Source organism: Roseixanthobacter psychrophilus, assembly GCF_043195195.1.
Lineage (GTDB): Bacteria > Pseudomonadota > Alphaproteobacteria > Rhizobiales > Xanthobacteraceae > NCEH01.
The window spans coordinates 108040-125881 of the sequence record NZ_JBAFWT010000002.1 but is presented as its reverse complement, the minus strand read 5'-3'; the positions used below and the strand labels follow the sequence as shown (position 1 = coordinate 125881).

At 66.9% G+C, this 17842-nt stretch carries 12 protein-coding genes; 9 read left to right on the top strand and 3 right to left on the bottom strand.

Annotation, left to right across the window (positions count from 1 at the left end):
- The first annotated feature begins 63 nt into the window (after positions 1-63).
- The 5 genes from glgB to V5F77_RS02895 all read left to right on the top strand — a co-directional run bounded on the left by glgB (position 64) and on the right by V5F77_RS02895 (position 9733).
- A complete protein-coding gene (gene glgB / locus V5F77_RS02915) occupies positions 64-2307 on the top strand; it encodes a 1,4-alpha-glucan branching protein GlgB (protein ID WP_429003825.1) in 2244 nt (747 codons plus the stop codon).
- On the top strand, positions 2304-4433 hold the full coding sequence (glgX, locus tag V5F77_RS02910; RefSeq protein ID WP_429003824.1) for a glycogen debranching protein GlgX: 2130 nt from the start codon (positions 2304-2306) through the stop codon (positions 4431-4433). The genes glgB and glgX overlap by 4 nt, the downstream gene beginning before the upstream one ends.
- A gap of 57 nt (positions 4434-4490) precedes the next feature.
- Positions 4491-6557 (top strand): 4-alpha-glucanotransferase, encoded by a 2067-nt coding sequence (gene malQ, locus V5F77_RS02905; protein ID WP_429003823.1) that lies wholly within the window; start codon positions 4491-4493, stop codon positions 6555-6557.
- Positions 6554-9337 (top strand): malto-oligosyltrehalose synthase, encoded by a 2784-nt coding sequence (gene treY / locus V5F77_RS02900; RefSeq protein ID WP_429003822.1) that lies wholly within the window; start codon positions 6554-6556, stop codon positions 9335-9337. Before malQ ends, treY begins: the two co-directional genes overlap by 4 nt.
- A 93-nt stretch (positions 9338-9430) precedes the next feature.
- Positions 9431-9733 (top strand): hypothetical protein, encoded by a 303-nt coding sequence (locus V5F77_RS02895; RefSeq protein WP_429003821.1) that lies wholly within the window; start codon positions 9431-9433, stop codon positions 9731-9733.
- A 141-nt stretch (positions 9734-9874) separates the two neighbouring features.
- Here the strand turns inward: V5F77_RS02895 and V5F77_RS02890 are convergent, their stop codons facing one another.
- A complete protein-coding gene (locus V5F77_RS02890) occupies positions 9875-10255 on the bottom strand; it encodes a DUF6481 family protein (protein ID WP_429003820.1) in 381 nt (126 codons plus the stop codon).
- A gap of 240 nt (positions 10256-10495) precedes the next feature.
- On the opposite strand from V5F77_RS02890, the gene V5F77_RS02885 reads away from it, so the two are divergent.
- From V5F77_RS02885 to V5F77_RS02870, 4 genes are read left to right on the top strand one after another with little or no spacing between them, the layout of a single operon-like run.
- On the top strand, positions 10496-14083 hold the full coding sequence (locus tag V5F77_RS02885; protein ID WP_429003819.1) for a response regulator: 3588 nt from the start codon (positions 10496-10498) through the stop codon (positions 14081-14083).
- On the top strand, positions 14080-14919 hold the full coding sequence (locus tag V5F77_RS02880) for a CheR family methyltransferase (RefSeq protein WP_429003818.1): 840 nt from the start codon (positions 14080-14082) through the stop codon (positions 14917-14919). Before V5F77_RS02885 ends, V5F77_RS02880 begins: the two co-directional genes overlap by 4 nt.
- A gap of 7 nt (positions 14920-14926) precedes the next feature.
- Positions 14927-15487, top strand: coding sequence for a chemotaxis protein CheB (locus V5F77_RS02875; protein ID WP_429003817.1), 561 nt, complete (start codon positions 14927-14929; stop codon positions 15485-15487).
- Entirely contained in the window at positions 15484-16527 is a 1044-nt protein-coding gene (locus tag V5F77_RS02870) for a response regulator (RefSeq protein WP_429003816.1), read from the top strand. Before V5F77_RS02875 ends, V5F77_RS02870 begins: the two co-directional genes overlap by 4 nt.
- 50 nt (positions 16528-16577) lie before the next feature.
- On the opposite strand, the gene V5F77_RS02865 is transcribed toward V5F77_RS02870, so the two are convergent.
- Positions 16578-16823: a hypothetical protein gene (locus V5F77_RS02865; RefSeq protein ID WP_429003815.1), complete on the bottom strand. Its 246-nt coding sequence runs from the start codon at positions 16821-16823 to the stop codon at positions 16578-16580.
- Positions 16824-16844: 21 nt separating this feature from the next.
- Complete coding sequence (locus V5F77_RS02860; protein ID WP_429003814.1) at positions 16845-17564, bottom strand: adenosylcobinamide amidohydrolase; 720 nt, start codon at positions 17562-17564, stop codon at positions 16845-16847.
- Between the last annotated feature and the right edge of the window lie 278 nt (positions 17565-17842).

Here is a 17842-nt window from a genome sequence, read left to right as displayed (position 1 = left end):
GCACCGATGAGCGCACGGCTGCGGCTGGCGTCCCGCCACGCCGCGCCAGCCTGGAGACCTATCATGAGTGTCGCTGAGCGCATCGATCCCGATTTCGTCGTCGATCCCGGCGCAATGGAGGCCCTGGTCCAGGGCCGGCATGGCGACCCGTTCGCGCTGCTCGGTCCCCATGGCGTCGATGGTAGCTTCGTGCTGCGGACCTTCCAGCCTGGGGCGCGGGATGTGGAAGCCGTAGATCCGGTCACCGGCGCACGTCTTGCCTCGCTTCAGCAGGTGCATCCGGCTGGTGTGTTTGCCGGCAAGATCGAGCCCAGGGACGGAGGCCGGGGCGGGGCCTCAGCTCCGCGCTATCGCCTGCGCATTCGCTGGGGCGACGGCAGCCTGCAGGAGAGCGAGGACCCCTATGCGTTCCCGCCGCTGCTGGGCGACCTCGACCTCTATCTCCTCGGCGAGGGTACGCACCACAATCTGTCGGACGTACTCGGCGCGCATGTGGTCACAGTGGACGGCATCAACGGCGTGCGCTTCGCGGTATGGGCGCCCAACGCCCGCCGGGTGTCGGTGGTCGGCGATTTCAACGGCTGGGATGGCCGGCGCAATCCCATGCGTCTGCGCCAGGCAGCCGGCATATGGGAAATCTTCATCCCACGCCTCGGGGCGGGGGTGCGCTACAAGTTCGAGTTGCTGGGCGCGGACGGAAACCTGTTGCCTCTGAAGGCCGATCCGGTGGCGCGGGCAGCGGAACTCGCTCCCGCCACTGCGTCCATCGTCGTCGATCCCACGCCGTTCCACTGGACCGATGCCGCCTGGATGGGCCGGCGCGCGGAACGCCAGAGTGCGCAGGCGCCGATCTCCATCTATGAGCTGCACCCCGGCTCATGGATGCGCCATCTCGACGACGGGCGCAGCTTCAGCTGGGAAGAACTGGGGGATCGGTTGATCCCTTATGTCGCCGACATGGGCTTTTCCCACATCGAATTGCTGCCGGTGATGGAGCACCCGTTCGGTGGCTCCTGGGGGTATCAGCCGCTTGGCCTGTTTGCTCCCACTGCTCGCTTCGGACCACCCCATGCCTTCGCCCGCTTCGTGGATCGCTGCCATTCCGCCGGTATCGCCGTGCTGCTGGATTGGGTGCCGGCACATTTTCCGAGCGATGCCCATGGCCTCGCGCAGTTCGATGGCACCGCGCTCTACGAGCATGCCGATCCGCGCGAAGGGTTCCATCATGATTGGAACACCCTGATCTACAATTTCGGCCGCTCGGAAGTCTCCGGCTTCCTCATCGCCAGCGCGCTGGAATGGCTCCGGCACTTCCACGTGGACGGGCTGCGCGTCGATGCGGTCGCCTCCATGCTGTACCGCGACTATTCCCGCAAGTCGGGCGAATGGGTACCCAACATCCATGGCGGACGGGAGAATCTGGAGGCCGTGGCGTTCCTGCGGCGGTTGAACGAGACGGTCCATGCGAAGGCGCCGGGCGCCATTGTGGTGGCGGAAGAATCCACCGCCTGGCCCGGCGTGACCGCGCCGGTCGCGCTCGGCGGCCTCGGCTTCGACTTCAAGTGGAACATGGGGTGGATGCACGACACCCTGCACTATATCGGCTACGAGCCGATCCACCGGCGCTACCACCATCATGACATGACCTTCGGGCTGGTCTACGCCTTCTCCGAACGCTTCGTGCTGCCCGTCTCCCACGACGAGGTGGTGCACGGAAAGGGCTCTCTGCTCGGCCGCATGCCGGGCGATCAGTGGCAGCGCATGGCCAATTTGCGGGCCTATGTCGGTTTCATGTTCGCCCACCCTGGAAAGAAGCTGCTGTTCATGGGCTGCGAGTTCGGCCAGCCGACCGAGTGGAACCACGACGCGGAACTGCCCTGGCATCTGTTGGACGACCCGCTCCATCGCGGCGTGCAGAAGCTGGTGCGCGACCTCAATGCCCTTTATCGGGATACCCCCGCGCTGCACGAACGCGATACGACGCCCGACGGCTTCGCCTGGATCGTCGGCGACGACATCGACAATTCGGTCTTTGCCTTCTTCCGCTTTGCCGATGATGGCGCCCCGGTTCTGGTGGTGGCCAACATGACGCCGGTCCCGCGGTACGATTATCGGATCGGCGTCCCCGCAGGTGGCCTGTGGGGCGAGGTGCTCAACACCGACGCGGTGGATTACGGCGGCTCGGGGGTCGGAAACTTCGGCGCCGTGGAGGCGCGCGCGGAGGAGAGCCACGGCCAGCCGTTCGCGCTGAACTTGAACCTTCCACCCCTCGCCGCCCTGTTCCTGCGGCCGAAGGACAGGTCATGACCTTGCCGCCGCTGCCCGATCGTCTGGAGACGGGCCGGCCCTATCCCCTCGGTGCCGTTCCCGACGGGCTCGGGACCAATTTCGCGGTCTTTTCCGCCAATGCGGAGAAGATCGAGCTTTGCCTGTTCGAACCCTCCGGCCGGCGCGAAGTGGCCCGGCTCGCTTTGCCCGAATGCACCGACGAGGTCTGGCACGGCTATCTGTCAGGCGCCTTCGAGGGGCTGGTCTACGGCTATCGCGCCCACGGTCCGTTCGATCCCCCGCAGGGGCACAGGTTCAACCCGGCCAAGCTGCTGCTCGACCCCTACGCGCGCCAGCTTACCGGGCCGCTGCGCTGGTCCGACGCCCTGTTCGGCTATCGCATCCACGGCGGGCGGGCCGATCTTTCCATCGACCGGCGCGACAGTGCCGCCGCCATGCCGAAGGCGGTGGTGGTGGGCGAGGCGACAGACTGGGGCGATGAGCGCCCCCCGCGCGTGGCGTGGGAAGATACCGTGATCTACGAGGGCCACGTGCGCGGCCTCAGCATGGGCCGCACCGATGTGCGCGCACACGAGCGCGGCACCTTCGCCGCCCTCACCCATCCACGCTTCATCGAGCATCTGCTCAAGATCGGCATCACGGCCATTGAGCTCATGCCGGTGCATGCGTTTCTCCAGGATCGCTTCCTGCTGGAGCGCGGCCTGCGCAATTACTGGGGCTATTCCACCCTCGCCTTCTTCGCGCCGGAGCCGGCCTTCCTCTCCACGGGATCGTTGCACGAGATGCGCGCGGCCATCCGGCGCCTGCATGCCGCCGGCATCGAGGTGATCCTCGATGTGGTCTACAACCACACCTGCGAGGGCAATGAACTCGGCCCGACCCTGTCGTTCCGCGGGCTCGACAATGCCAGCTATTACCGGCTCGTGCCGGGCGACGAGCGCCATTACATCAATGACACCGGCTGCGGGAACACGGTGAATCTCTCCCATCCCCGCGTGCTGCAGATGGTGATGGACAGCTTGCGCTATTGGGCCACCGCCTTCCGTGTCGACGGGTTCCGCTTCGACCTTGGCGTGACCCTCGGGCGCGAGGGCACGGGCTTCGATCCCGGCTCCGGCTTCTTCGACGCGGTGCGCCAGGACCCGGTGCTCTCGCGCTGCAAGCTGATCGCCGAGCCCTGGGACATTGGACCTGACGGCTACCAGCTCGGCTGCATGCCGCCGGGATTTGCCGAATGGAACGATGCCTGCCGCGACGGGGTGCGGCGCTTCTGGTCCCGCGAGCCCGGACGGAGCGGCGATCTCGCCGCGCGTCTGTCGGGGTCCGGCGACAAGTTCGACCGGCGCTTTCGCAAGCCCTGGGCATCCGTCAACTACGTGGCCTCGCACGACGGCTTCACTCTCGCCGATCTCGTCTCCTATGCGCACAAGCACAACGAGGCCAATGGCGAGGACGGACGCGACGGCCATGACGCCAATTTCAGCGCCAATTGGGGCGTGGAGGGTCCGACCGTCGATCCCGCTATCGTGGACACGCGGGCGCAGGTGACACGCGCCATGCTGGCCACCGTCATGTTCGCCCAAGGCACGCCGATGCTGCTCGCCGGCGACGAGTTCGGCCGCACGCAAAAGGGCAACAACAACGCCTATTGCCAAGACAATGAGGTGTCCTGGATCGACTGGGAGCGCGCCCGCGCGCCGGACGGCCGGGCGCTCACCGCCTTCTTTGCGCGCCTCGCCGAAATCCGCCGCCGCTTCGCCATCCTGCGCGCGCCTCATTTTCTCCACGGCCACGCGGAACTCGCGCCGGGGGTGCGGAACATCGGCTGGTTCGACGAAAGCGGCGTGGAGTTGCACGGTGAGGCATGGCATGCGGACGGCGGGCACACCCTAGCCCTGCGTCGGGCTGGGCCGGCAGCCATGGTCGGCGATGTGCCGCCGGGTCGCCTCGACGTTTTGCTGCTGATGATGAATGCCAAGGACCATGCGGTCCGCTTCCACCTGCCGGCGCCGGACAGCATGTGGCGGCTGCTGGTGGACAGTGCCGCCGGCATGGTTTCCGAACAGCGCCCGATCGAGGGGGAGACACTGGTCTCGGCTCTGAGCGTGCGCCTGCTCGCGACCCATCTGGACCCGCCGCCCTAGCCGCACCGTCCGCCCCGCGCGGCTTCCCGCGTATTTCTTCTTATCAAGGCCTGTTCCATGGACGACGCCCTTCTCGATCTGGCCCGGCTTGCCGGAATTTCGCCTTTCTGGACCGACGCCTTCGGCCGCCCGCAAGCGGTGCCGCACGAGGTCCTGCGCCGCCTGCTTAAATCCCTCGATTTGCCCGCCGACACCCCATCTGCGATCGCTGAAAGCGCGGCGCGCCAGTGCGCGTCGCAGGCGCAGGCCCTCCCCCCGCTCATCACCCTCGATGCCGGCAGGCCGATCCGGATCCCCGCCGCGCCGGGCGCCCTGCGCATGCGCTACCGCGTGGCGCTCGAAGGGGGCGGGCTCGTGGAGGGGGAGTCGGAGGTGGAGAACGGGACCATCGCCCTTCCTGCCATCGACATGCCCGGGTACCACCAGCTGAACCTCGGCGATGCCCAGACCACGCTCGCGGTCGCGCCGCTGCGCGCCTTCAGCCTCGCCGATGCGGCCCACCGCAGCGATCCCCGCCTGTGGGGGCTGGCGGTGCAGATCTATGGCCTGCGCCGCGACGGTGATGGCGGGATCGGCGACTTTTCCGCCCTCGCCCAATTGGCCGTGAAGGCCGCCAATGCCGGTGCCTCGGCTCTGGTGCTGAGTCCGGTGCATGCGCCGTTCGCGGCCGACCCCGCCCATTTCAGTCCCTATTCCCCCTCAAGCCGGCTGTTCCTCAATCCGCTCCATTCCGATCCGGGTCTGATCTTCGGCGGCCCGGCGGTCGATGCGGCGATCGCGGCTTTGGATCTTGGCCCGCTGCGCACCTCGCTCGAAGCCTCAGATCTCGTGCAATGGGACAAGGCCGGCGCCGCGAAGATCGCTCTGCTGCGTTACCTGTTCGAGACCACCCTGCCGAGGGAGGCCGAACTGATGAGCGAGTTCGAGGCGTTCCTCGTCGCGGGCGGCCAGGGGCTTCGCGACCACGCGGTGTTCGAGGCCCTCCATGCGCGCCAATTCGGCGACGGGCATGGGCAATGGCACTGGCGCGGCTGGCCGGAGGGGTTCCGCGACCCACGCGGTCCCGCCGTCGCCGGCTTCGCGCGCCGCAACGCACAAGAGGTGCGGTTTCACGCCTTCCTGCAATGGGTGGCCGACCGGGGGCTCGCGCAGGCCCAGGATTCCGCCCGGTCCTCCGGGATGGACGTCGGGCTCATCTCCGACCTCGCGGTGGGGGCGGATGGGGGCGGCAGCCAGGCCTGGAGCCGCCAGGAGGAAATGCTGATCGGCTGCTCCATCGGCGCCCCGCCGGACTTGCTGAACTCCGTGGGCCAGACCTGGGGGCTCACCGCCTTTTCTCCGCGCGCCTTCGTCGCCACCGGGTTCTCCAGTTTCCTCGGCATGTTGCGGGCCGCGATGGCCCATGCCGGCGGTGTGCGCATCGACCACATCATGGGCCTGTCCCGCCTTTGGATGGTGCCCGACGGCGCGCCGCCGTCCCACGGCGCCTATCTCGCCTATCCCTTTGACGATCTCGCCCGCCTCGTGGCACTGGAATCCCATCGCCACCGCTGCATCGTCATCGGCGAGGATCTCGGCACCGTACCCGACGGCTTTCGCGAGCGCCTGGCTGCGCGCGGCATCCTCGGCATGCGGGTGCTGTGGTTCGAGCGCGAGGCCACCCGCTTCAAGCCGTCGCGCGACTATTCAAGCGATGCCATCGCCGTCACCGGCACCCACGATCTGCCGACAGTCACCGGCTGGTGGAGCGGGCGCGACATCGACTGGCGCACACCCGCCGGCCTGCTGGCCGAAGGCCAGACCGAGGAGAGCGAGCGCGCCGGCCGGGCGGAAGACCGGGCCCGTCTGTGGGCCGCCATGGGCACCGAGGAACCGCCACAACCCGACCAGGGCGAGCGGGTGCTGGAAGCGGCATTCGATTTCCTCGGCCGCACCCCCGCCCCGCTGGTGGTGGTACCGATCGAGGATGCCCTTGCTCTCCCCGAGCAGCCAAACCTGCCCGGCACCGTGCAGGAGCATCCGAACTGGCGCCGCCGCCTTGGGCTCCAGGCCGCCCATCTGCTCGAGGACCCGGCGACGACGCGCCGCCTCGATGCGCTCAACGCCGCGAGGACTGCCGAATGACCCCGCCCCGCGCCACGGTGAGATTGCAGTTCCACCGCGACTTCCCGCTCGATGCCGCAATCCCGCTCGTGGACTATTTCGCCGATCTCGGCATCAGCCATATTTATTCCTCTCCTCTGCTCACTTCCCGCCCCGGCTCGCGCCATGGCTATGACACGGTCGACCACGGCACACTCGACCCGGAACTCGGCGGGGAAGCGGCCCTGCGCCGGCTGGTGGCCGCGCTCAGGGCGCGCGACATGGGGCTGATCCTCGATATCGTGCCCAACCACATGGGCGTCGGCGGTGCCGACAACGGCATATGGCTCGACGTGTTGGAATGGGGGCCCGAGAGCGCCTATCGCGATTTCTTCGACATCGACTGGACCCCGGCCGACACCCGCCTGACCGGCAAGGTCATGGCGCCGTTCCTCGACCGGTCCTACGGCGAGGCGCTGACGGCGGGTGCGATCCGCCTTGCCTATGACGCCGCGCGTGGCGCCTTTCACTTCCGCCATCACGACCACGTCTTTCCCCTGTGCCCACGCCATTATGGCGACGTGCTCGGGGCCGCCGATCCGGAACTGGTCGGCGAACTGGCTGGCGGGTTCGGCCCGTTGGAGAATCCCGCGACGCCCAAGGCAGAGATCCAGGCGGAAAAGGACCGGCTCGCGCTGATGTTGACGCGCGAAGGAGAGCGGCTGGCCGTCGCCGCTCTGGCCGCCTTCGACCCCCGGGACGAAGCCGGCCGCGCGCGGCTGCATGGGTTGCTGGAAAAGCAGAACTACCGCCTCGCCTGGTGGCGCACGGCGAATGATGACCTCAACTGGCGCCGCTTCTTCGACATCACCGGCCTTGCGGGGGTGAAGGTCGAGCGCGGCGACGCGTTCGAGATCGTCCATGCCCTGGTGTTCCAGCTCTATTGCGACGGCCTCATCGACGGGCTGCGCATCGACCATGTGGACGGCATCGCCGATCCCGGGGCCTATTGTCGTCGGCTCAAGCGCAGGCTCGAAGCCCTGGAGGCGCGACGCCCGGAGGGGACGCCGCCAGGCGGCTATGTGGTGGTGGAGAAGATTCTCCATACCGGCGAGGCCATGCCTGCGGCCTGGCAGATGGATGGGACCACCGGCTACGACTTCATGGATGAGGTCTCCGCCGTGCTCCACGACGGCACCGCCGATGAGGCGCTGGACAAGGTCTGGGGCCAGGCGACGCAAGATGCCAGCACCTATTCCGCCCAGATGGAGGCGGCTCGCCGGCAGATCCTTCGGGACGGATTCGGCACCGAGATGCAGACCGCCACGCGCGCCCTGCACGAGGTTGCCCAGCAGGACCTCGACACCCGCGACATCACCTTTGCCGCCATCCGCCGCGCCCTGAGCGAGCTGGTGGTGGCGTTCCCGGTCTATCGCACCTATGCTGATGCCAGCGGTCGCTCGGCGCAGGACTGGACCTATTTCTCCCAGGCCCTGGCTCAGGCGCGCCGACGCCTAGCGCCCATCGACCATCCCGTGCTCGACCTTCTGGACCGCTGGCTCGGCGGGGAAGCGCCGCGCGCTCTCGGCGGCGACATGGAACAGGCCGGGACCCGCGCCTATGCGATCGCAAAATTCCAGCAACTCACCGCCCCCATCGCGGCCAAGGCCGTGGAGGACACGGTATTCTATCGCTACGGGCGGCTGCTTTCGCGCAATGAAGTCGGCTCCGACCCGGCCATGCTGGCGCTGCCGGCGCGGGGCTTCCACGAGCTGACGGCGGCGCGGGGCGCGACTTTTCCGGCCGCAATGCTTGCCACCGCTACGCACGACCACAAGCGCGGCGAAGACAGCCGCATGCGGCTCGCGGTGCTGAGCGAAATTCCGCAGGAATGGTCGAACGTCCTCGCCGAGCTCATCGCCGCAGCCGCGCCGCTGCGCGAGGCGCTCGTGGACATGCCTCAGCCGAGCCTCGCCGATGAGGTCATGCTCTACCAGTCGCTGATCGGCGCCTGGCCGCTCGACCTCGGGCCGGCCGACATCGCCCGCCTGGAGGGCCTGCAGGAACGCATGTCGTCCTGGCAGCTCAAGGCGTTGCGCGAGGCCAAGCGCGAGACCAATTGGGTGTTTCCCGATGCCGATTACGAGGCGGCCTGCGATGCCCTGCTGCGCCTGATCCTCACCGACGCGCGCGGCAGGCCGGCGCGGGAGCGCATTGCCGCGCTGGCGGCACGCCTCGCCCCGGTAGGGGCGCTCAATTCCCTGACCCAGGTCACGCTCAAATATACAGTGCCCGGTGTGCCGGATTTGTATCAAGGGACGGAATTTTGGGACTTCAGTTTGGTCGATCCCGACAATCGCCGGCCGGTTGACTATCGCACGCGGCAGGCCGCACTGGCCGGCGGGGATGGCCCGGCGGCGCTTCTGCCCCAGTGGCGCGACGGGCGGGTCAAGCAGCGCCTCATCGCGGTGCTGTTGAAGGCCCGCGCAACCCATCCCGATCTGTTCGCCCATGGGGAATATCTGCCCCTGGAGGTGTCCGGCCCCTGCGCGAACCAGGCGATCGCATTTGCCCGCCGGCACGGCGATCTTCGTCTGGTCGTGATCGCGAGCCGTCTCTGCGCCTCCCTCCTCGATCCCGCGGAGGGGCTGCCGCTGGTGGCGGCCAGGCAATGGCAGGACACCAGGCTCGTCGTGCCGCCGGGGCTTCTCGGCCGTTACGACACTCTTGGCGGCGGCGGGACGCTCGACCTCATGGAGGGCACGCCAATCTCGGCGCTGTTGCCGCATCTGCCGGTAGCGGTCTTGCTCATGTCTCCCTGAGGAACCAGAGTTACCGCACCCGCGTTATGCTTGAGCGTGGCTGCGCGGCCCGCAAATGGCATTGCGCGCGCGCATAGAACGATGGAGGCGACCATGGGACAGCGGACCGGTTCGGGCCCTGACAAGAAGGCCGATGCCAAGCTGGACAAGGCCCTGGAAGACAGCTTCCCGGCCAGCGATCCACCCGCCATAGGCGGACCTCACGCCATCACGGGCCCTGAAAAGGCCGCGCCCGAGCATCCGGCCGAGGAGACGTGCGAGGCGGAATCCGACGCGCTCGATGAGGCGCTGGAGGAAAGCTTTCCCGCCAGCGACCCGCCAGCGCAGATCGTGAAGCGCGGCGCCGACGACGCGGCGCCGCAGGAGACCTGCCCACCGGCCGAAACCAAGCGTTAGAAGCAGCCGGAAGCAGCCCCGGACTGCGCCGCGCGGGCGACCGGCTGCCTGAGGCCAAGCGCAGGCCAAGCGGCTGCGGCGGCTCAAGATCACCGCCGCACGCCGTCTTTCAGGCCGGCCTTTTAAGGACCGGTCTCTTGCTCAGCGCTTCTTGGCCTTGCGCGCGGCATAGCGCGCATCGCGTGCGGCCTTCTGCTCGACCCGCAGACGCTCTTCCTCGGCCTCGGCTTCCGCCTTCAAGCGTTCGGCGTCCGCGGCAGCCTGCACCTCGTCACGCAGACGCTGCTGTTCGCGCTCTTCCTTTTCGCGTGCGTCCTGCTCCGCACGGGCGGCATTCTCGCGTTCGCGCTCTGCGGCGCGGACCGCACGGGCCGCCGCCTGCTCTGCACGCGCCGCGCGACGCGCAGCCGCTTCCGGATCATCTTCCTTCACCCGGGTACTGAACTTTTCCAGCATCGCCGCACGCGCCTTCGCCTGCGCCTCCAGCCGATCCGTCAGCCCGGCCTTCTTGACACCCTTCATCTTCCATCCATTGTCTTGCGATCCAACGGCCCTCTCATATAGGCAAATGCACCCCTGCGCAGCCCGATGAGGAGCCGGCGCCGCAATTTATCCGCAACCAGGTCCCCAGGCCCGACGGCGCACGTCACGCCCAGCCGACCGGAACTGGCGGTTAGCCATCCGTCAAGCCCGCGCCGCAATAGGAAAATTCACCAATTGTCCGTATCTGTTTCGGGTCAAGATCGAGCATGGGGAATAAGGATGGACAGCGGGCTTAAAAGCGGGTGGTTCGCGAACCTGTCCGTCCAAAGCAAGATCGTCGCCATCATTGCATTGTTGCTGACCTGCTTCCTGGTCTCCCTCGCTGCAACCCGCGTCACCGTCTGGCGCATGGACCAGCAGCGCGCCAGCGCAGAGCAACTCGGCAAATTCATAAATGCGATCAATGCCACCGCGCGGAACATTAACCGCCGCCAGATCGCGCTGATCCGCGCCGCCTTCACACCCACCCAGCAGCATTTCCAGAACTACGAACTGACGGACAAGGCCTTCTCCGAGCAAATGGCGATGGTGAAGACCCTGGCTTCGAACGACGCCATCCTCGCCGCCCAGTTCGAGCGCGCTCATGCGGTGGATACCGTCTGGCGCGAGCAGGTCGCAGGCCCGGTTGTGACGCCGATCCTGCAAACCATCAGCACCGGGCGGCAGGGCGATGAGCTGAGTGCGGCCCTCGGCACCTTCCTTTCGGCGGAATCGACCGACGTCGGCAGTCGCGCGATAGCCACTGCCGTCGACCAGATGCTGGCCACCACGACCGCGCGCCTCCAGGCCGCACAGGAAGATCTCGAGCAAGGCGAGCGCATCCTCGCCGTCATCAACCTCTCGGCCCTGCTGCTGGCGCTGGGCGCCTCCGTGGTGGCGCTCTTCATGATCTCGCGGCTCGTCGCAGCGCCCTTGCGTCACGTGGCGCTGCTGATGGAGCGGCTCGCCGCCCATGACCATTCCATCGTCATCACGCACCTCAACCGCCACGACGAGGTGGGCACCATCAGCCGGGCGCTGGAAGTGTTCAAGTCCATGGCGATCCAGACCTATGACAACAATTGGGTGAAGTCCGCGCTTGCCAGCATCTCGCGCAGGCTCCAGGAGGTCGACGATTCCCGCGACTTCGCCCAGCAACTGGTCAACCAACTCTCGCCCATGGTGGGCGCGGGCGTGAGCGTGTTCTACCGCTTCGACCCCGACACGACCCTGCTCGAACTGCGTGCCAGCTATGGCTACAAGGAGCGGCGCCACGTCAGCCCCACCTACAAGCTGGGCGAGGGACTGGTCGGGCAATGCGCCGCCGAGCGCGGTACCATCGTGCTCAGCCCGGTGCCGGAGGACTACGTCCGCATCCATTCCGGAACCGGGGAGGCCTCGCCGCGTGCGGTGATCGTCGTGCCGATCGTCTCCAAAGACCAGTTGCTGGGCGTGCTGGAGCTTGCGGTTTTTGAGCCGCTCGAAGGGCGCCGCCTCGCGTTGGTGGAGGAACTGGCGCCTCTTGCCGCGATCAGCCTCGACAACCTCATGCGCGCACGCCGCACCCTCGCCCTGCTGAAGCAGACCCAGGAGCAGACCGCCGAACTGCGCGCCGCCGAGGAGGAGTTGCGCAGCCAGCAGGAAGAATTGCGGACGACCAACGAGCAATTGCACGAGCAATCCCAGCGCATTGTCGCCTCCGAGGAGGAGTTGCGCGTGCAGGCGCAGGAACTGCAGGGCACCAACGACATCCTGCGCCGCAACGCCGAGGTACTCGAAGCCCAGAAAACCAGACTGTCCGAGCTTCAGGTCGATACCCAGGCCAAAGCCGACGACCTGGCGCGGGCCAATCAATACAAGTCACAATTCCTTGCCAACATGTCGCACGAATTGCGCACGCCCCTGAACTCGCTGCTGATTCTGGCCCACGACCTGTCGGAAAACCGCAGCGGCAATCTCGACGACGATCAAATCGAAGCGGTTTCCATCATCCACGACAGCGGCGCCAACCTGCTGCGGCTGATCAACGAGATTCTCGATCTCTCCAAGGTCGAGGCCGGCAAGATGGAATTGGTGCGCGAGCCGCTGCGCGTGTCGGAACTGGCGCGGCGCATGGAGCGCAACTTCCGTCACCTCGCAGAAGGCAAGGAAATTACTTTCACCGTCACGCTCGCGCCGGATGTCCCCGCCGTCATCGTCACCGACGAGGGCAAGCTGGAGCAGATCACCAACAATCTCCTCGGCAATGCCTTCAAGTTCACGGCCCAGGGCGAGGTCGCGGTAGCGATCACGCCGTGCGCGGATGTCCCCGGCGGCGGGATCGCCATCGCCGTGAGTGACACCGGCATCGGCATTCCCCCGCAAAAGCTCGACACCATCTTCGAGGCCTTCGAACAGGTGGATGCCAGCACCCGCCGCCAGTACGGCGGCACCGGCCTCGGCCTTGCCATTTCCCGGCGGCTGGCGAACCTGATGGGCGGCGACGTGACGGTCACCAGCACCGAGGGCTCCGGCAGCACGTTCCGCCTGGTCCTGCCCGTGGCCGCCGATGACGAGGGTCGTGCCGCCGCCGAGCGCGAGGCCAGCATCCAGCCGCCATCGCCGTCGTCCGTCGCCTCCGTCGCGCCGCGGCCGCGGCCTCTCTTCATTCCTGACGACCGCACATCGATGGCGCCGGGGGATAAGGTGATCCTCATCATTGAGGACGACGCCACCTTCTGCCGCTCGCTCATGGGCATCGTGCGCCGCAAGGGCTACCGCGTGGTCGCCGCCGGCGACGGGGAAAGCGGGCTCGAACTGGCGCGCACCTGCCGGCCCACCGGCATCCTTCTGGATGTGATGCTGCCGGGAATGGACGGGTGGCAGGTGATCGAGGCGCTGAAGAGGGATCCGCAGACCCGGCACATCCCCGTGCACTTCGTATCGGCGCTTGAAGAGGGACCGCGCGGCCGCGAGGCCGGGGCGGTCGGATTCCTCACCAAGCCGGTCAACCAGGCGGACCTGAACGGAGCCCTCGAGCGGCTGATGCATTTCGCCGCCGACCGCCCGCGCCTGGTGCTGGCAATCGACGACGATCCCGGCGCGCGCCTTTCGATCCGCAAGCTGGTGGCGGGTCCCACCACCGAGGTGCGCGAGGCGACCACCGGGGAGGAAGCCCTCGCCTTCCTCGACCAGCACGAGGTCGACTGCATCGTGCTGGACCTCGGGCTGCCCGGCATGTCGGGGTTCCAGTTCGTCGAGGAACTGGCGGCCCGTGGCAGCACCGTGCCGGTGGTCATTTATTCCGGGCGGGAGCTGACGCCGGAGGAGAGTCTGCGCCTGCGCGCCCATACCGACAGCATCGTCATGAAGGGCGTCCGCTCGCCTGAGCGGCTGGTGGACGAGGTGAGCCTATTCCTGCACAGCGTCCACCATGCCCCGAGCGCTATTCCGGCCGCGCCAGACGCCGACCTCCACGGCCGCAAGCTGCTGTTGGTGGACGACGATATGCGCAATGTCTTCGCGCTCTCCAAGGTGCTGCGCGGCCAGGGCCTCAACGTCATCCTGGCCGGCGACGGCGCCAAGGCCCTGTCCCAGCTCGCCGAGCATGCCGACACCGAAATCGTGCTGATGGATATCATGATGCCGGTGATGGACGGCTACGAGGCCATGAGCGAAATCCGCAAGAACCCGGCCTTCGCCGATCTGCCGGTCATCGCGCTGACCGCCAAGGCGATGAGCGGGGACCGCGAGAAGTGCATCGCGGCGGGCGCGAGCGACTATCTCTCCAAGCCCATCGACGTGCCCAAGCTGCTCTCCATGATCCGCACGTGGCTGGCGCGGCCATGAAGCCAGAACCGCCAGCCGAACTGGAGGCGATCGAGGTCGACCTGTTCGTCGAGGCGATGCGGCGGCGGCACGGATATGATTTCAGCGGCTACGGCAAGGCGTCGCTGACCCGACGCATCCGCAATCTCGTCACCACCTTCGGCACCGGCACCATCAGCCGCCTGACCGACGCCATCCTGCACGAACCGGCGCGCCTTCCCCAAGTGATTTCCGGCCTCTCGGTGCCGGTCTCGGAATTTTTTCGCGACGCCGCGAGCTTCGGGCGCCTGCGCACCGAAGTGTTCCCGGCCCTGATCTCCTATCCCCAGGTGAACATCTGGCAGGCCGGCTGCGCCCGGGGCGAGGAGGTCTACAGCCTCGCGATCCTGCTGACCGAGGCCGGCCTCTACGGGCGCACCCGAATCTATGCCACCGACATCTCGCCCGACGCACTCGCCCGGGCCCAGGCCGGCATTTTTCCCGCCCGCGATCTGCGCGACGCGGCGGGAAGGTATCTTGCTGCGGGTGGCATCCACAGCCTTTCGGATTATTATCATGCACGCTATGAGTTTGCCAAAGTCGACTCGCAGCTTATGCGCAACATCGCGTTTGCCGAGCACAACCTCGTGACAGACGGCGTATTCTGCGAGGCGCATCTGATCCTATGCCGCAACGTATTGATTTACTTCACGACCCCGCTTCAGAATCGGGCCATCCAGGTGTTCGCGGACAGCTTGGTCCGGACCGGGTTCTTGTGCGTCGGCGCGCGGGAGAATCTTGCGCTGGCGCCGGCACGGGAGCGCTTTCAGCTCATCGATGGCGCGACGCAACTCTACCGCTTGAAACCGACATATTGAGGGTGCAATGGAGGCCATCGTCATTGGGGCCTCGGCAGGGGGGCCTGCTGCTCTGCAAGAAATCATGGCCGGCCTGCGCCCGGACCTGCAAGTCGCTGTCATCGTGGTGATTCACGTCAATGCGGACATGGAGGATCTGATGTCTCCTTTGCTGGAAAGCGCTGGCGCGTGGCCGGTGACAACCGCAATGGAACGTACCCGGATTCAAGCTGGACATGCTTATGTAGCGCCGCCCGGCTATCATCTGCTGATCGAGCGGGACAGGCACTTCTCGTTGTCTGTCGATGATCGGGTGCTGTTTTCGCGCCCGTCGATCGACGTGCTGTTCGAGAGCGCGGCCGATGCCTATGGCCCGGGGTTGGCGGGCGTTCTGCTCACGGGCGCCAATGCCGACGGGGCGGCAGGAATGAAACGCATCCGGGAGGCGGGCGGAACGGCTCTGGTCCAGGATCCCGCCGATGCTCGTGTCCCCACCATGCCACAGGCGGCCCTCGACCTCGCGGGCGCGGACCTGTGCGCGCCTTTGCCGGGCCTCGTGGCGGCCCTCAACCGGATGTGCCGGCCATGACCGATATCGACCGCCCGAAGATCCTCGTCGTCGACGACGTGACCGCCAATCTCGTGGCCATGCGCCATCTGCTCTATTCCGTCCGCGCCGAGATCTTCGAGGCCCATTCCGGCAACGAGGCGCTGGCGCTGTGCCTGGAGCACACCTTCGCCCTGATCCTGCTTGACGTGCAGATGCCCGACATGGACGGATTCGAGGTTGCCTCCTACCTCAGCAACGATCCGACCACCTGCGACATCCCGGTGGTCTTCGTCACAGCGACCTATCTCGACGATATCAACCGCCTGAAGGGCTATACCTTCGGCGCGGTGGATTATATCGCCAAGCCGATCAACGACGCGATTCTGCTTTCCAAGGTCACCGTGTTCCTGGAGCTGCACATCTCCAAGCTGAAGCTGAAGGCGGCGCTCAACGAACTGGCGCAGCGCAACCGCCAGCTCGAAGCCGAGATCGACGAGCGCCGCCGCGTGGAGAAGCAGGTGCGCCACATGGCGACCCACGATGCCCTCACCGGTCTCGGCAACCGCATCCTGTTCCTGGATCGGCTGGACCGCGTGCTCGCCCAGGCGGCGGTGGACGAGACGCGCTTCGCTTTGCTCTATCTCGACATCGACGGGTTCAAGGGCGTGAACGACCAATATGGCCACGGCGTCGGTGACCGCCTGCTGTGCGCGATCGCCGACCGGCTGCGCAACGGCGTTCGCCGCGAGGACGTGGCCGCGCGGCTGAGCGGCGACGAATTCGCCGTGATCATGGACGGGGTTTCCGACGCGGAGATCGCCCTCGCCCAAGCCAATCGCCTGTGCGACGCGCTGCAACTGCCCTATCTGCTGCCGGACCATGAGGAAACGGTCACGGTGGAGGTGAGCGCCAGCATCGGCATTGCGCTCTACCCGGACCATTGCGCCACCGGCATCGATCTGATGCGCACGGCCGACCGGGCGATGTATCAAGTCAAGCAGGCCGGCAAGCGGGGCGTCGCCATGGCCAACACGCACCTGCTGAATCTATCGTCGACCGAGGCTAAACTGGAAAATTAAGCCGCTTCCTGCGCATTGGTTTGCGGGTGCGGGCCGCCGGCAGCGTGGGCTCAGGCTTGTTCGCGGGTGCGCGCGGTGCGGCGCGCCTTGTCGCGGATGGCGCTGCGCTGGGCAGTCTCCGCGGCCTCGCGGGCCTCCCGAAGGGCCTTCAGCTTGGCCATCTTGGCCCGGGCGGCGTCGGCGTCCTTCTCATATTCGGGCGTCGCGACATCCGGCTCGGCGGCACGGCCCTGCAGCTTCTCGAATGTCTTCTCAGCCTGCGCGCGGGACGCCGCGCCTTTGTTTGCTGCCGTCATCTTGGAACTCCCTTGATCCCCTCAAGCGTCTGAGGCGACGCTGTTCTGGGCCAGCCACGCGACCAGGGCGGCCTCGGTTGCGCGAAGGCTCGCGGCGCCGACCGCTTCTCCAACCGCGGTGTGCATGCCCGCGAACCGTTCGGAATCCGGTCCCGGCGGCGCACTCATCACCACGCAATCGGTTCCGGTGCCGGTCACCGACTCAGCCATGCCAGAGCGGCGGTAAGCCGAAGTAATGATGGCGAGCGTGCGCGCCTGCGTCACGAGGCTAGCAGCTTCCAGCAGTGCGGCATCGTGCAGCGGCACCGACACGTCGCACAACATGTTGATCGTGCCGGGACCGAGCCAGGGTCCCTCGAACCGGCGCCCCACCCGCTCGCCATTGTTGAGGCCAAGGGTGATGAGGCAATCGGCCCGCACGCCGTCCACCTCCGCCTGAGCCCGATGGTGGCACGCGACATTGCGCGCCGTCATCATCCCCACCGCGTCGGCATGTCCCGCCGCGCCCAGGCGCTCCGTGAACCAGCGTTCCGGATCGAGCCCCGGCGCGAGATCGGCGCCGCGCACCTCCAGCCACGCCACCTTGCGCGCCACGACGAAGCCAGGCCGGTTCAGCGACCAGCTCACCATTCGGCGCGGTGCGGAAAAATGCGCCACCAGCCAAGGCCGATCACACACCACCGCGAACGGATCCACAGAGCGCGCAGCATCGTCGGCGGCGCGGGCGACCGGCAGGCTCATGGGGCGCGCAGGCTCATGCGAAGCTCATGAGATAGGCCATGACGCAGACGACCAAAATGATCGCGACGATAATCCAATGCCGTGCGGCGAAATTATGCAGAATCATATGGCTATTTTAGGCTCGCGTCGTCCGCTGCGGAAGGGCGCAGCGAACAGTTCCTCAGGCTTTCTTGAAGATGCACCACGACCCCTTCACCTCCGGCTCCCAGGCAAGAGGAGGGGCGTCACAACCGAATATTAACACGACGTTTTTTTGAAACCCGCAAATATTGAACGCC